At 56.8% G+C, this 13,464-nt stretch carries 16 protein-coding genes; 8 read left to right on the top strand and 8 right to left on the bottom strand.

Annotated elements, in window-relative coordinates; genetic code table 11:
• Positions 1-121: 121 nt before the first annotated feature.
• Positions 122-916, bottom strand: coding sequence for a M23 family metallopeptidase (locus tag ADH66_RS00605; protein ID WP_066537032.1), 795 nt, complete (start codon positions 914-916; stop codon positions 122-124).
• Between the two features lie 469 nt (positions 917-1,385).
• Here ADH66_RS00605 and lexA point away from each other — a divergent pair, with 469 nt between their 5' ends.
• Positions 1,386-1,967 (top strand): transcriptional repressor LexA, encoded by a 582-nt coding sequence (gene lexA / locus ADH66_RS00595; RefSeq protein ID WP_066537036.1) that lies wholly within the window; start codon positions 1,386-1,388, stop codon positions 1,965-1,967.
• Between the two features lie 7 nt (positions 1,968-1,974).
• On the opposite strand, the gene ADH66_RS00590 is transcribed toward lexA, so the two are convergent.
• The 6 genes from ADH66_RS00590 to ADH66_RS00565 all read right to left on the bottom strand — a co-directional run bounded on the left by ADH66_RS00590 (position 1,975) and on the right by ADH66_RS00565 (position 6,675).
• Positions 1,975-2,493, bottom strand: coding sequence for a flavodoxin domain-containing protein (locus tag ADH66_RS00590; RefSeq protein WP_066537038.1), 519 nt, complete (start codon positions 2,491-2,493; stop codon positions 1,975-1,977).
• Positions 2,494-2,532: 39 nt separating this feature from the next.
• A complete protein-coding gene (locus tag ADH66_RS00585; protein ID WP_066537040.1) occupies positions 2,533-3,132 on the bottom strand; it encodes a TetR/AcrR family transcriptional regulator in 600 nt (199 codons plus the stop codon).
• Between the two features lie 272 nt (positions 3,133-3,404).
• On the bottom strand, positions 3,405-4,124 hold the full coding sequence (locus ADH66_RS00580; RefSeq protein WP_066537049.1) for a hypothetical protein: 720 nt from the start codon (positions 4,122-4,124) through the stop codon (positions 3,405-3,407).
• Between the two features lie 16 nt (positions 4,125-4,140).
• The gene (locus ADH66_RS00575) at positions 4,141-4,854 is read right to left on the bottom strand and encodes a 5'-methylthioadenosine/adenosylhomocysteine nucleosidase (protein ID WP_066537050.1); all 714 of its coding nucleotides are present in this window, start codon (positions 4,852-4,854) and stop codon (positions 4,141-4,143) included.
• A 26-nt stretch (positions 4,855-4,880) separates the two neighbouring features.
• A complete protein-coding gene (locus ADH66_RS00570; protein WP_066537052.1) occupies positions 4,881-5,330 on the bottom strand; it encodes a hypothetical protein in 450 nt (149 codons plus the stop codon).
• A gap of 67 nt (positions 5,331-5,397) precedes the next feature.
• Positions 5,398-6,675 (bottom strand): YcxB family protein, encoded by a 1,278-nt coding sequence (locus tag ADH66_RS00565; RefSeq protein WP_066537054.1) that lies wholly within the window; start codon positions 6,673-6,675, stop codon positions 5,398-5,400.
• Between the two features lie 177 nt (positions 6,676-6,852).
• Between ADH66_RS00565 and ADH66_RS00560 the strand changes: the two genes are divergently transcribed.
• From ADH66_RS00560 to ADH66_RS00530, 7 genes are all read left to right on the top strand, one after another.
• Positions 6,853-7,614, top strand: a complete 762-nt coding sequence (locus tag ADH66_RS00560; RefSeq protein WP_066537064.1) for an SDR family NAD(P)-dependent oxidoreductase — start codon at positions 6,853-6,855, stop codon at positions 7,612-7,614.
• A gap of 1 nt (position 7,615) precedes the next feature.
• Positions 7,616-8,149, top strand: a complete 534-nt coding sequence (locus ADH66_RS00555; protein WP_066537066.1) for a GNAT family N-acetyltransferase — start codon at positions 7,616-7,618, stop codon at positions 8,147-8,149.
• Positions 8,150-8,361: 212 nt separating this feature from the next.
• Positions 8,362-8,946 (top strand): hypothetical protein, encoded by a 585-nt coding sequence (locus ADH66_RS00550; RefSeq protein WP_066537068.1) that lies wholly within the window; start codon positions 8,362-8,364, stop codon positions 8,944-8,946.
• A gap of 59 nt (positions 8,947-9,005) precedes the next feature.
• A complete protein-coding gene (locus tag ADH66_RS00545; RefSeq protein WP_066537070.1) occupies positions 9,006-9,671 on the top strand; it encodes a hypothetical protein in 666 nt (221 codons plus the stop codon).
• A gap of 154 nt (positions 9,672-9,825) precedes the next feature.
• Complete coding sequence (ychF, locus tag ADH66_RS00540) at positions 9,826-10,920, top strand: redox-regulated ATPase YchF (protein WP_066541757.1); 1,095 nt, start codon at positions 9,826-9,828, stop codon at positions 10,918-10,920.
• Positions 10,921-10,944: 24 nt separating this feature from the next.
• Positions 10,945-12,150, top strand: coding sequence for a GNAT family N-acetyltransferase (locus ADH66_RS00535; protein ID WP_066537071.1), 1,206 nt, complete (start codon positions 10,945-10,947; stop codon positions 12,148-12,150).
• A gap of 23 nt (positions 12,151-12,173) precedes the next feature.
• Positions 12,174-13,091 (top strand): alpha/beta hydrolase, encoded by a 918-nt coding sequence (locus ADH66_RS00530; protein WP_066537078.1) that lies wholly within the window; start codon positions 12,174-12,176, stop codon positions 13,089-13,091.
• Between the two features lie 41 nt (positions 13,092-13,132).
• On the opposite strand, the gene ADH66_RS00525 is transcribed toward ADH66_RS00530, so the two are convergent.
• Positions 13,133-13,360 (bottom strand): DUF378 domain-containing protein, encoded by a 228-nt coding sequence (locus tag ADH66_RS00525; protein ID WP_084384605.1) that lies wholly within the window; start codon positions 13,358-13,360, stop codon positions 13,133-13,135.
• Positions 13,361-13,464 lie beyond the last annotated feature (104 nt).

The following is a 13,464-nucleotide window of genomic DNA, read 5'->3' as shown; positions in this document are numbered from 1 at the left end:
CCTATGTTATATTTGGCATCCATTAATGACACTGCCAAGCCGCGCGCAATATACCTCACTCACTTTTAGCCCTCAAAAAAGCAAACCCCGGAGGGTTCCGGGGTTTACAGCATTAAGTTTATCAGTCCTTGCCCTCAATAACCGACTGTGGGTCCAGATAGGCCGAATCCTTCCTGACCTCCAGGTGCAGGTGGGGCTGGTCCGCCGACTCGCCGGGCACGGCGGTCACCGTGCCTATGGCCTGTCCCATGGTCACAACGTCGTCAGGCTTCACAAGGAAGTTTTCCCCAAGGCCGCAGTAGGAGAAAATATAGTCCCCGTGCTCAATGACCACCACATTACCCAGCATACTGTCGGTGTAGGTCTCCTTTACAATGCCGTTGCCGCAGGCCAGCACCTGCTCGCCGCTCTGGGCCCCAAAGTCCGCGCCCGCGTGTACGCGCCAGTCCTTCATGGTCTCGGAGTACACCGGGGCCCCGGCGCTGTAGGCCTTCTGTATGGTCTCGCCGCTCACAGGGCAGATCATTTCGCCGCTTATCTCATACATAGGGGCGTTTGCCGGGACCTGGGGCTCCTCGGGTTCAGTATCTGCGGGCTCAGGGCTCTCCGCTGCCGGAGGGTCGCTGGGTTTTGGCACATAGGTGGGCTTTGGCTTGGGCGTGGCTGTAGGCGCCGCAGAGGGCTTTGCCGCCCCCGCGGAGGGCTGTGGACTTGGAGCCGGTGACTTCTGTGCCTGGGGGTCGTCGCTCCTGCTGGAAGCACTGCTGCTCTCCAGCTCCTCTGTGGCGGAGATGTAGCCCTGCACCGCGTCAAAGGTGCTCCAGGCCGCTATGCCCACCGCCACCAGGCACACAGCCAGCGCCAGGTAGAAGCCGTTGCGCCTTGCCTTATTTTCCGAAAAGCGTTTGCCGTTCATAAATTCGCTTCCTTTCAGTGGTAATCTGGACGGTCAACACACCGTGTCAGCCGTTCTGTAACAGTATTTTAGCCTGAAAGCAGCGGGTTTATACGGCCAGCGAAAAAAGGCAGGAAGGGCCGGCATAAGCCGGCCCTTCCTTTTTGCTTGAGGGGTATTATTGAGGAGGGTAGAACATGTACAGAAAGAGATATTCGGTACCTCTTTCTTACAAGCTTATTATACTCTCCGGCGGACAAGGAGTTGTTAAAGAGCTGTGAATAATCCTTAAAGAATTTCCGGGTGAATTTTAAATAAAAAAATCCAAACATTCGTTTTGCATTTTCAGATAAACCATGTTATAATATACGCAAAGCATTCCTTCGGAGAAGTTCTGAAGCGCGAAGCGTTTCTCTTTCGCTTTGCAAAAGCGCCGGCTTTCTCCAAACAGATTTATATATTTGAAAAGACGTGCAAAGGAGGCTGCCTAATGGACGGCTTAACGAAAAGCCAGCAAAAGGTGTACGACTATCTCGTTAAAACCATGCCCGGCGGGGTCCCGCCCACGGTCCGGGAGATATGCAACGCCACGGGCCTTCGCTCCACCTCCACGGTGCACGCCCACCTAAAGACCCTGGAGCGCCTGGGCTATATCACCCGGGACGCCGGGCTCAACCGCTCCATTCGTATCGAGGGGGCGGAGCCTGCCGCCCAGGTGCCCATCCTGGGCCGGGTCACGGCGGGTATGCCCATACTGGCTATAGAGGACATAGAGGGCTATGTGCCCTTCCCCCAGAAGAGCGGTAAGGAACTGTTCGCCCTGCACGTGGTGGGGCTCAGTATGCGGGACGCGGGGATCCTTGACGGCGATTACGTCATAGTGGAGCGCACCCCCACGGCAGATGACGGGGAGATAGTTGTGGCCATGATAGACGACGAGGCCACTGTAAAGCGCCTGTACCGGGAGCCGGGCGGTGTGCGCCTGCAGCCCGAGAACCCGGACTTTGAGCCCATCTACTCCGACCATGTGTCCCTTTTGGGCAGGGTCATAGCGGTGCTGCGGTACTATTAAAGTGTTATTACTGTTTTAAATACTCCTCAAGAGGCCTCAGGCTCTCCCTGTCGGTCTTGTCAAAGGACTCCTGGAGGTTCTGGAGCATGACCCTTTCTTTCGCCGAGTCCGCGTGGGCCCTGAGCATTTTGTGGAAGCCCGCCATCAGGAACCTGTCTATGGGGTTCATGGCGGCATAGTTCAGCCCGCCCTGGAGGTAAAAGGGCCTTATGCGCTCCAGCTCTCCCGGGGTGAAGTTCTCTCGCTCCAAACGCCGCACGTCCGGGGCGTCGGGCTCCATAGCCCCGGTGAAAAACACCGCTATTTTCTTTCCCCGAAGCCTTGGCAGCTGCTTTTTCAGCCATGAAAGCTTATTTATCTTTCCGATGTAGCATCCGCTGCCGAAAGCTATAGTCTGGTACTTCTCGAAGTCTACTGTTCCCCTCTCCTCATAGGGCACACAGTCACAGGCAAGGTCCTCCTTCAGCCATAAGGCGTACTTTTTAGTGAAGCCTGTTTTTGATCTGTAAATAATTATTGTGTTCATTCTTGACCTCCCTGCCGCGCAAAACGCGCGGCTTTCTGTTTATTTATAGGTTTTATGGTCTCCTATAAACTGCCGCACCTGGGCAGTGATTTTAGGTCGGACCTCCTCCCAGCTCTCCCCGGCCGAAAGCAGCAGGAATACCCCGCCATAGAACTGCTCCGCCAGCACCCTAGGGTCCCCGGTCCTGAAAATGCCCCTTTCCATGAGACCGGTGAATATTTTTTCCTGGACCTCCACAGGATACTGGCAGTAAAGCCGCCTATAAAGCTCGCCGGAGCGGCTGTCGTCGAACTGGCAGACGGTGAGCAGCCTTCTAAACCGTGTGTTCCACGGATCCTCAAAGAAGAACCGAAACACCTCCAGCACGGTCTCCTCCAGCTCCTGGCCGCCACCTTGGAACACGGACAGGTCATCTTTGCTTGAAAAGGGAAGTCCGTGAGAATGATAGTATTCTTCCGCTTTAGCCCAGCAGATATCCACAATACCGTCGAATATCGCGCGCTTATTGGGAAAATGGTTGTATAGCGAGCTCTCCCTGATACCCACTGCGGCGGCGATGTCCCGTACGGACACTGCCCCATAGCCCCGGGTGGAGAATAGCTTCAGGGCCTCCCATACGATTTTTTCTTTGGTATCCATATCTGACCCCTTTCTGCTAACATTCGTTAGTTCGTTTATTATACTATCGGTCGTTCGTTTTGTCAAGCAGAGAAATAGCACTTTTTCTTTGAAAAAGTGCTACATATTCTTCGGGCTTTTTTACTTTTTGGCCGACTTGGCTTGCAGCCAAGTCAACGGCAACAGACCTTGGGGACTTCTCGTCCCCAAACCCCTAGCAAGCGTAGAAGGCCAAGAGTTTGCAAAGCAAACTCTTGGCCTTCGCTATGCGAAGTCGGCTTGACCGGCCTCGCTTAGCCCAGCCAGTACATATTCTTCTCGCAGACCGTGTACCCCGCCTGTTCATAAACCGAAAGCAGCAGTCCGTCCTCCACCGGGATATGTACAAATGGCGCAAGGCACTTATCAAGGCACCAGCCGGTAATATAGGCCACAAGGCCTCCCAGCAGCTCCATTGCCGCCTGCTCCCCTAAATCCTGCCGCACTGCCAGCATTCCGACGCCTCCCTCCGGGTAGACGCCCACTATGCCCTCGGGCTCCCTCCGATGGAGGACTCCGTAGACCGCCCGGGCCGCGAGCCGTTCTCTAAGCTCGTCCCGATCAAATTCCCCGGGGAAGCTCTCCATAAGCGCCTCCTCCTGCTCCGGTCCCAGGGGCTTCACCTGTAGCAGGTCAAAGCCTCTGCTCCCCGGCGGAAACGGGTTCACGTATGCCGCCGCACGGCACTCCATCAGGGCTGTGAAGCCCAGCTCGTCCCTCAGGAGCTGGGCGTTATCTTTGTCATGCACCGCCAGCTGTCTGGCTCCCCGGATAAGTCCTCCCAGGGCCTCGGCTGCCGCCGTATCCCCCGCCGCCAGCAGGTACGCTCCGCTTCTGGGTATGCTTATCAGCACCCCGTCCGTGCGCACGGCACTTACCACGCCGTCCCCCCGGCGCAGGGCCTCCACCATGTCCATACAGAGTATAGGATTCCGCCCCAGGTATGACAGGGCCATCTGTTCCATCTCTCTCATAATGCCCTACCCTCGCTCAGAGCTTCCGCACCGCTCTTATAAGGAGCTCCGCGCTCTTCTCAGCCGTCTCCTTGGCAAAGGAGGGAAAGTCTACCGGCGAGTCATCGTTGGCGCTGTCGGAGATGGCCCTCAGCACCGCGCAGGGGACCTTGTTCATATAACACACCTGGGCAATACTGCCGCCCTCCATCTCCACGGCCCTGGCTCCGAACTTCTCCCCCAGCCAGCGGTTCTTCTCCTTGTCCGCCACGAAAATATCCCCTGTGGCGATAACGCCGGCATGGGCCCCGCCGTATATGCTCCGGGCCTCCTCAAGGAGCACCTCCCTGGCCCCGCTGTCGCAGGGCAGCTTAAGGATATCCTCGCTGTCACCGCCCCGCCGGAGGAACAGCGTACCCAGAGGGTCACCCATGGCGGTAGTGTCAAAGTCATGCTGCACGCAGCACTCGGCGGCCACCAGATCTCCTATCTTCACGCCCACGCCCCCTGCCACCCCGGTGTTTATTATGAGCCTTGGGCTATACTTCAGTATCATTATCTGGGCGCAGACTGCCGAGTTTACCTTTCCGGGCCCGCACTCGGCCACCACCACCGGGACGCCCTCAAGCTCACCTCTGTGGAACAGCAGCCCCGCTATAGAATCGCTCTCCTCCCCGCTCAGCTTTGCTATTATGCTGTTGACCTCCACCTCCATTGCTCCTATAATGCCGATGGGTGATTTTTTCTCCATTTCTATCTTCCTTTCCTTCAGTATTATTACTTCCCTCCGCTGTCCTCCGGCAGCCCCAGCAAAAGCCCCCGGAGGTAGTCCATATTAAAGATCTCCCCGCCCAGGAGGTTGAAGCACTGGTCCCCCCGGAACACCGTGCCCACGCGGCTTATTTCCACCAGGGCCTGGCTCTCCCCCTCGCGGGAAAGCCACTCGAGGGTCCAGTCCCGCATATGCTCGGGAAAGTCCTCGTTAAGGTCCACCATAACGCCGTTTTCCTCGGACAGGGTGCTCAAGGTTTCGCTCAGCCGCCCAATGTCCTCCGGGTCCTCCACCCGCACCCTGCGGCCCATGGACCGGCTCTCCAGCAGCACCGCTCCCACCGAATCCACTGGCGGGGCCGCCGCCTCGTCGGGTTTCATGCCGTCCTTTGTGCAGAACCATAGGGCAAACACCAGGGCTGTAACTATCACCGCGTAAAATCCCAGCTTTTTCATCTGTCTCAGCTCCTTTATATAATAGGAAGGCTCTCCTATAGTAAAGTCGCAAAGGCCCCGGGAAAATTTATTGCTTCTGCATCTTTCCCCGGATAAACTTTTCAAATTCCCCGCTCTCGCCCAGCTTGAAGCCGTAAGTGTCCACCAGGTAGGCGTTGTCGGGGCCATAGTACAGATAGAGGTACTGGCCGCATTTTCTGACGTCCATTATCTGGAAATAGGGCACCACGTTGGCGGACTGTATCCCCGACACCCGGAACACGTCGGGATAGAAGGTATAGTGGGCAGTCTGGCTGGTGCCCTGGCTGTGGACCTTTATCTGTATCTTCTCAACGGCCCCCTGCATACCTATGAGTTTATAGGCATAGTACACCGTCACGGCCACCGCCGCCAGCTTTATCCACCAGACCGAGTCTATCAGGAACGCGGCGCAGACGGTCACCACGCACAGCAGCGCCCCGAAGACCACCTCGCCCACATTCTTCACATAGGCTTGATAGAAGCTGAAGCGCCGTATTGCCTCCCTGGTGCAGTCGGTTTCGTTGATAAAGGCGGCCTCGCCGTGGGCGGTATCCCTGCCGTTTACCTTGTGGAACTCCGAGAGCTGCTCGGCAAGCTTCGCCTTTTTCTTCTTGTCCCGCTTGCTCTTGATAGGCACATAGATAAGAGGCCCGGCCACCGCCGCCAGCATCAGCACCATCAAAAGCAGAGTGTTGACGGCCTTGCTGTAGTCCTCCGGCGGCTTCTCCAAAATGTTGGTGAACACCATGGAGTCGGCCATCTGCCGCACCAGCTCCTCCTGCTCCGGGGTCATGGCCGCGTCTATGGTGTGTATGTCAAGGTTCAGCGAGTAGCCGTTCATGATGGTGCCGTATATGAGCTCGTGCATCTCCTGCTCTCCGGCCACGTCTATCTTTATCCGATAGAATAAAAGCCCCGCCTTATTCTCAAACCAGCCCTTGTCTATGGTCACGTTCTCGTCCCCGGCCTTGGCAAGGCCGTCCAGAAACTTGGCCTTGTCGCCCTCCTCCATAAGCCGCAGGTCGAATATCCGCTGGCCCTCCTCGGACTCCTTCCTCATGACGGAGATATCCGTGGCGCCGTCCTCTGAAAGGAAGTTCACCAGCACCCCCATTTCCCTGTACTCCTCCAGCTTGCCCGCCGCGTCCCCGATTCCGGCCAGGGCCCAGGCGGGGTCGGTCTCCTCAAGGCTCGGCCCCAGCTGGTAAAGGTTCTCCGGGGCCTCGAGGGTAAAGTCCACCCCGGTCCAGGCCTCGGCCTGCGCCCCTATGGGCAGGGCCGCTATGAGAAGCAGGGCCGCTATAAAACACATGGTTTTTTTCAAAATTAAAACATCCTCTCTGCATTTTTACGTTGTTTTTTCTATTATATCACAGCTTTGCCCCCAAAAGAAAGATATATTTGTAAATATTCTTCCCCATTCTTCTACTTGACGGCGGGCCCGGGATGTCGTACAATTTATATATTAGTACAAAAGCGGTCCATGAAAGGAGAGACAGCAATGGTAACAGCAGTGATAACCGGGGCCTCCGGCGGCCTTGGGAGGGAGTATATAAACGCGGTGATCGCGGAGTATCCCAGCGTGGACGCGTTCTGGCTCATAGCACGGCGCAAGGAGCTTTTAAAGGAGATTGCCGGGGAGCACCCGGACAAGACCATCGCCGCCATCTCCCTGGACCTCTCAGAGGAGGAGAGCCTGGACATCTTCGAGCAGCTTCTTAAAGAGAATACCCCGGAGATAAAGGTGCTTATAAACAACGCGGGTTTTGGCAAGTGTGAGGACTTCTTCTCCTCCAACCGCCGGGCCCAGACGGACATGGTGGACCTTAACTGCCGGGCCCTTATGGGGATGACCCGTCTTTGCCTGCCCTATATGCTGGACGACAGCCTTATCATAAACGTCTCCTCCATCGCGGCCTTTGCCCCCACCCCCCGTATGTCCGTCTATGCCGCCACAAAGTCCTTCGTGCTCTCCCTGTCAAAGGCCCTGCATGACGAGCTGCGGCCCCGGGGCATAAAGGTGCTGGCCGTGTGCCCGGGCCCAATGGACACCGAGTTCTGGAGGGTGGCAAACGTCCCCGAGGGCCGCTCACGGCTTATAGACAAGCTGCCCCGGGTCAGCGCCCCGGAGGTGGCCGCCCGCTCCCTAAAGGCCGCAAAGCGCGGCAAGCTGGTCTATACCAACAGCTTCTTCTATAAGCTCTACCGCCTCATAGGAAAGCTTTTGCCCCACGGCTTTCTTATGCAGTTTACGGAAATATAATATGGTCACCCTGCGCTTATTAGAGCCGTCCGACGCGCCCCTGCTCCTTCGCTGGCTTAAAGACCCCCGTGTGCTGGAATACTGGGAGGGCTCCCACGAGGTATTCACCCCCGGGCGCATACGGGAGGAGTTCTACGAGGACGCCGACCCCACCACCCGGTGCATAGTACAATACGGCGGGCGGGATATAGGCTATCTCCAGTTCTACCCCTTAGACAGCGAGGGCTTTACCGAGTACGGCTATGACCGCCGGGACCTTAAGACCTTCGGCATAGACCAGTTCATCGGCGAGCCGGAGCTCTGGGGAAAGGGCATAGGCCGCCGGTTTATTAAGCTTATCTGCGGCTACCTAAGGGAGGCCCGCGGCGCACAGGCCGTCGTCCTTGACCCCCACGCCGATAACCCCCGGGCCATACGCTGCTATGAGGCCTGCGGGTTTAAAAAAGTGAAGCTGCTGCCCGCCCACGAACTGCACGACGGCAAAAGGGTGGACTGCTGGCTTATGGCCCTGGAGTTTCCGGATTTTGGGACTTAGACCTCTAAAAGAAAAAAATTTTAAAAAAACTGGAAACACATCTTATTTTTTCTCATTTCCCGCCGAAGTAATTAGTGTAAGAATTAAAGAAGCGCCAGCTGGCGCTTCTTGCAAGTAACCCCTAGAGGTTACTTGCAAGAAGCGCCAGCTGGCGCTTCTTGCAAGTAACCCCTAGAGGTTACGCCCCAATATCTTAGGAGGATAATTTCTGAATGGCAGAAGAAACAAAAACAGCTAATAATCAAAAACGGATCATTCTACTCCTGGTCCTGGTGATAATCGTCCTGGTGGCCGCGGGCGGCGCGCTGGCGTTCCACTTCCTTAATCAGGAACAGCCAACAGAGGACGGTGGGGACGCGCCGGAGCTCGGCTATGCCGAGGGCACGACGGTGGTCCGGGACGAGAACGCCTTGCAGAAGGCCCTGGACGACATGGCCGCCAAGGTGGCAAAGGGCAGCATGGTCCTTGAGTATGAAGCGGACGCTTACAGCGTCAACGGCAAGGATTTCAAGTGTTACCTTGCCAACGCCCCGGAGAATACATACGATATGTACTTTGATATGTATAACGGCAGCAACATTGACGAGCAGCTTTTCCTTTCCGGCCTTTTGAAGCCCGGCCAGGCCCTTGACAAGATAGAGCTTAATACAGCCCTGCCCGACGGCGACCACAGCGCCGTACTGTTCTTCACCACCGTTGAGGACGACCACAAGACCCTGCACTCCCAGATATCGGTCACCATGAACCTTCATGTGGGCGCGCAGTACGCGAAGTCCTCAAGCTCCGCCTCTAACTGATTCAGGCTATTGTGGGGTAATCCCAATAGTAATAAATTTAATTTAGGAGGATGTTCATCATGACATTCAAGAAAGTTCTGTCAGCCGTTATGGCTGGCGCAATGGTCCTGTCCATGGGCCTGACTGCTTTCGCCACCTCTGGTCAGGTTGACCTTGAGGGCGAGGGAGTCTACGAGATCGAAGTCGGTTCAGCCACTCAGGCAGCCACCATCAAGGTCAAGGTTCCCGAGGCTGTTGGCTTCGTAGTCAACCCCTATCGTCTGGACGTTGCCAACACAGATCTCAACATCACTGACACCAGCAAGAGCCAGATCGTCAGCCCTATACAGAAGATCGAGAACCTGAGCGCTTTCAAGCTTTCTGTAGGCGGCACAATTTATGCTTATGAGAACTCTGAGGAAGCTAAACTGGTGGACACTCTTACCACTAGCGGCACAGAGCTTCCGAAGGAAGCCATCATTAACTTCAACTATGTGGCTGGTGCGGGGACCGAGACTACCTTGGCCTCTCCTGCTACCACTAAGCTGTCCGATGCCAAGACTGAAGCCGGCAAGGCTCTGACTGATACTCAGATTGATGCCACAGGCGGTGCAAAGCCTGTCTATCTCTTCCAGTTTGATGGCTCTGCTCAAGATGCCCCCGCCACTGCCTGGACTGAGGGCGACACCTTCGGCGCTACCATTTCCTTCACCTTCACCGCTGTTGCTAACGCCGCGAATCCGTAACCTTCATTAAGGCGAGCAAATACTTAAAGCTGAATAGTTCGGGCCGCGCAGCTCTATGAGCTGCGCGGCTCTTTCTTTTTCGGAATACGATTGAAAAGGCGGCGGCTTTGTGGTATACTTAGGGTGAGTTTTTATGAAAGAGGTTTTGGGAAATATGAAACTAGGAATCGTCGGCCTGCCCAATGTGGGCAAGAGCACGCTTTTTAACGCCATCACTAACGCTGGGGCCCAGTCCGCAAACTATCCCTTCTGCACCATCGAGCCCAACGTGGGCATGGTCGCCGTGCCGGACAAGAGACTGGAAAAGCTGCGGGATATGTACGAGCCAAATAAGTTCACCCCGGCCACTATAGAGTTCGTGGACATCGCGGGGCTGGTGCGTGGAGCCTCCAAGGGCGAGGGGCTTGGGAACAAGTTCCTCTCGAATATTCGGGAGGTGGACGCGGTGGTGCACGTGGTGCGCTGCTTTGAGGACGGGGACATCGTCCACGTGGAGGGGAGCATTGACCCCCAAAGAGACATAGAGACCATTGACCTTGAGCTGATACTCTCCGACCTTGAGGTGCTGGACCGGCGCCTTGACAAGACCAGAAAGCTTTTAAAGGCCGATAAGAAGTATCAGGGGGAGCTGGACTTCTTCGAGCGGGTCCGGGCGGCCCTAGAGTCGGGCCAGTCCGCCCGCAGCGTGGAATGTGACGAGGAGGAGGCGGAGCTGCTGAGTTCGGTGTCCCTGCTTACCAACAAGCCCATAATCTTCGCCGCAAACCTCTCTGAGGAGGACTTTAAAAGCGGCGTAGAGGGAAACAGATTCTTCCGTGCGGTGCAGGAGGCTGCCGAGCGGGAGCACGCCGCCGTGCTGCCCATCTGCGCCCAGACAGAGGCGGAGATATCAGAGCTTGCCCCCGAGGAGAAGGAGCTGTTTTTAGCGGACATGGGCCTTACGGAGTCGGGCCTGGACCGGCTGATTACGGCCTGCTATTCCCTGCTGGGGCTCATCTCCTTCCTGACGGCGGGTAAGGACGAGTGCCGGGCCTGGACCATCAAGAAGGGCACCCGAGCCCCTCAGGCGGCGGGGAGGATACACACGGACTTTGAACGGGGCTTCATCCGGGCCGAGGTCATCGGCTTTGACGAGCTGATGGAGTGCGGAACCATGGCCGCTGCCAAGGATAAGGGGCTTTTGCGCTCAGAGGGCAAGGAGTACGTCATGCGCGACGGCGACATTGTGTTGTTCAGATTTAATGTATAAATATTTCACTAAGGAGAAAATACTATGTTTGCAAGGAAGCTGGAGCCCTCTGAATACTGGCAGGCCCGACGGGTAATGGCCGTGGCCTTTGAGGGCGTGTTTGAGCAGGAGAAGGAGCTGGAAAAGGCAAAAACCGATAAATACGACCCAAAAGAGGACCTTTACGGCGCGTTCCTCACAGAGGACGGCCCGCTGGCGGGCTCCATCGTCATCAACAACAAAACCTCCCGCTTTGACGGCCATACGGTAAAGATGGGCGGCGTAGGGGGCGTGGCCACCCTGCCTGCCCAGCGCCGGGGTGGGGCTATCCGCGCCTGCATGGAGCTGGCACTCAGGGATATGTATGATAAGGGCTATGCCCTCTCCCATCTCTATCCCTTCAGCACCGCCTATTACCGGCAGTTCGGCTTTGCCCCCGCCGGACAGAGCCTGCGCTGGAGGGTGGAGCTTGCGGACCTTAAGCGCCTGCCCAATGCGGGCGGTACGGTAGAGCAGCTTTTCCCTGGGGACGACCTTAGCCCTCTATTGGACATATACAACAGAAGGTACGGCGATACTAACTTCTCCTGCCTGCGGGATTCTTTCGACAAGGACCTGGAGGGTGATAAGCTCCTAACTTCAAAGCGCTGGATATTCCTCTGGCGCTGCAATTCCGGTGAGCCCAGGGCCTTTATGGTCTGCAGCCGGGTGGGGAACAGCCTTGTTTGCTACCCCGACTTCAGCCTGCCCAATGCCCTGCTCTTTGCCGACGCTACGGCTCTTACCGGCCTCTTGAACTTTGTGTATGCCTCCTTCCTTGCCAACTTTGACTCCATAGAGTTCTCGGTCCCCGCCCATCTGGACCTTACCGCCCTGCTGCCGGAGCTCACCTCCACGAAGTATTCCCCGGCGCTAAACGGCATGGCTCGGGCGGTGAACGCGGAGGCGCTCTTAAAGCTCTGCCGCTGTAAGGGCCAGGGAAGCCTCGTGATAAAGGTCACCGACGGTATCCTTCCCGAGAATAACGATACCTTTTCCCTGACCTTCGCCCAGGGCGCAGAAAACCAGGTGGAGCGCACCGGCTCCGACCCGGACATAACCATGGACGTTGGCGATCTGTCGGTCCTGTTGGGCGGCGCAAGGGACACCTCCAGCATAGAGCTGAGCCCCGGCATAGCCGTCTCCAACCCGTCCGCTCCACTGGAGCAGGTGTTCTACCGCAAGCCCTGCCACGTTCTGGATTTATTCTAAATTGATTTTAAGGAGGGTCTATAATGGAAGTAAAAGAAGGGTTCCGCCCCGCCTCCAGCGGCTGGGGGCAGATCTTCTCCCGGAGCTGGGTGGAGGAGGACTCCGAGCCCAGGGCAGTCATAGTCATCGCCCACGGAATGGCCGAGCACAGCGGCCGGTATGACCATTTCGCCCGATTTTTGGCTGAAAACGGCTTTGCGGTCTATATGAACGACCATGCCGGCCATGGCCGTTCCGCCCAGATAAAGGGGCATTTTGCCGATAAAAACGGCTGGGAGTGCGTGGTCAAGGACCTGAACTCCCTGATGGATCAGGCCGTGGAGCGGCACCCTGGCCTGCCTGTCCTCCTTATGGGCCACAGCATGGGCTCCTTTTTAAGCCGGTCCTTTATCGCCCGTTATGGAGATCGCCTTTCCGGCTGCATTATCTGCGGCACCATGGGCAAGAACCCGGGGGTAGCTCTTGGTAAGGCCGTGGCGGCGGCTCAGATGAAACTGATGGGCCCACGCTCCAGAGGCGAGCGCATCAGCAAGCTGGCTTCCACCGGCTATAATAAGCGCATCGAAATCCCCGTAAACGACTCCGCCTGGCTGTCCACCGACGACGCGGTATGCAGGGCTTTTGAGGCCGACCCTCTCTGTAACTTCCCCTTTACCGCCGCCGGATACTACGATCTTTTCACCGGGCTGATGGAGATAAGCTCTTTGGAGTGGGCCCGGAGAGTGCCGAAAAGCCTGCCGATATTTCTCCTTGCTGGGGACCAGGACCCGGTAGGGAATTATGGCGAGGGGCCAAAGCAGGTGGCCGGCTGGCTGCGGGAGGCCGGGGTGCAGAGCGTCCGCCTGAAGCTCTATCCCGGTATGCGCCACGAGGTGCTCAACGAGATAGGCAAAGAGGAGGTCTATCAGGACGTACTCGGCTGGCTTGAGGAGCACATATAATTATGTAAGGCAAAGGCCAGCTTTAACGCTGGCCTTTCTTTTTACCGTGCACTGTGCGCCACGCTCATATCCTTTTCGCTGTCCCAGTCCCTAAATAACAGCGCCAGGCACCATAGAGCCGAGATGCCCACCAGGGTATAGATGATCCTGGAAATTACGGCGGTCTGCCCGCCGCATATCCATGCCACCAGGTCGAAACGGAACACGCCCACAAGGCCCCAGTTCACTCCGCCGATGACGGTCAGCGCAAGTGCGATCCTATCGATAATGTTCATGCTCATCCTCCTCCTTTCTGTCCTATTTTTCGCCCGGTCACGCGGGTTTATACGGAAAAATTGCCGCCGGAGCCTTCGCTCCTGCGGCAATTTCTGTA

Origin of the sequence: Acutalibacter muris (genome assembly GCF_002201475.1) — a bacterium.
GTDB classification, from domain to species: domain Bacteria; phylum Bacillota; class Clostridia; order Oscillospirales; family Acutalibacteraceae; genus Acutalibacter; species Acutalibacter muris.
Note: the sequence above shows the minus strand (reverse complement) of the source record. Positions and strands in the feature narration are given on the sequence as shown.

Excerpts from the sequence above, each read along its gene's own strand:
- ADH66_RS00535 (WP_066537071.1), top strand. The coding sequence starts at position 10,945 with ATGTTTGCAAGGAAGCTGGAGCCCTCTGAATACTGGCAGGCCCGACGG.
- ADH66_RS00555 (WP_066537066.1), top strand. The coding sequence starts at position 7,616 with ATGGTCACCCTGCGCTTATTAGAGCCGTCCGACGCGCCCCTGCTCCTT.
- ADH66_RS00550 (WP_066537068.1), top strand. The coding sequence starts at position 8,362 with ATGGCAGAAGAAACAAAAACAGCTAATAATCAAAAACGGATCATTCTA.
- ADH66_RS00570 (WP_066537052.1), bottom strand. The coding sequence starts at position 5,330 with ATGAAAAAGCTGGGATTTTACGCGGTGATAGTTACAGCCCTGGTGTTT.
- ADH66_RS00575 (WP_066537050.1), bottom strand. The coding sequence starts at position 4,854 with ATGGAGAAAAAATCACCCATCGGCATTATAGGAGCAATGGAGGTGGAG.
- ADH66_RS00545 (WP_066537070.1), top strand. The coding sequence starts at position 9,006 with ATGACATTCAAGAAAGTTCTGTCAGCCGTTATGGCTGGCGCAATGGTC.
- ADH66_RS00585 (WP_066537040.1), bottom strand. The coding sequence starts at position 3,132 with ATGGATACCAAAGAAAAAATCGTATGGGAGGCCCTGAAGCTATTCTCC.
- ychF (WP_066541757.1), top strand. The coding sequence starts at position 9,826 with ATGAAACTAGGAATCGTCGGCCTGCCCAATGTGGGCAAGAGCACGCTT.
- ADH66_RS00560 (WP_066537064.1), top strand. The coding sequence starts at position 6,853 with ATGGTAACAGCAGTGATAACCGGGGCCTCCGGCGGCCTTGGGAGGGAG.
- ADH66_RS00530 (WP_066537078.1), top strand. The coding sequence starts at position 12,174 with ATGGAAGTAAAAGAAGGGTTCCGCCCCGCCTCCAGCGGCTGGGGGCAG.
- ADH66_RS00605 (WP_066537032.1), bottom strand. The coding sequence starts at position 916 with ATGAACGGCAAACGCTTTTCGGAAAATAAGGCAAGGCGCAACGGCTTC.
- ADH66_RS00580 (WP_066537049.1), bottom strand. The coding sequence starts at position 4,124 with ATGAGAGAGATGGAACAGATGGCCCTGTCATACCTGGGGCGGAATCCT.
- ADH66_RS00590 (WP_066537038.1), bottom strand. The coding sequence starts at position 2,493 with ATGAACACAATAATTATTTACAGATCAAAAACAGGCTTCACTAAAAAG.
- lexA (WP_066537036.1), top strand. The coding sequence starts at position 1,386 with ATGGACGGCTTAACGAAAAGCCAGCAAAAGGTGTACGACTATCTCGTT.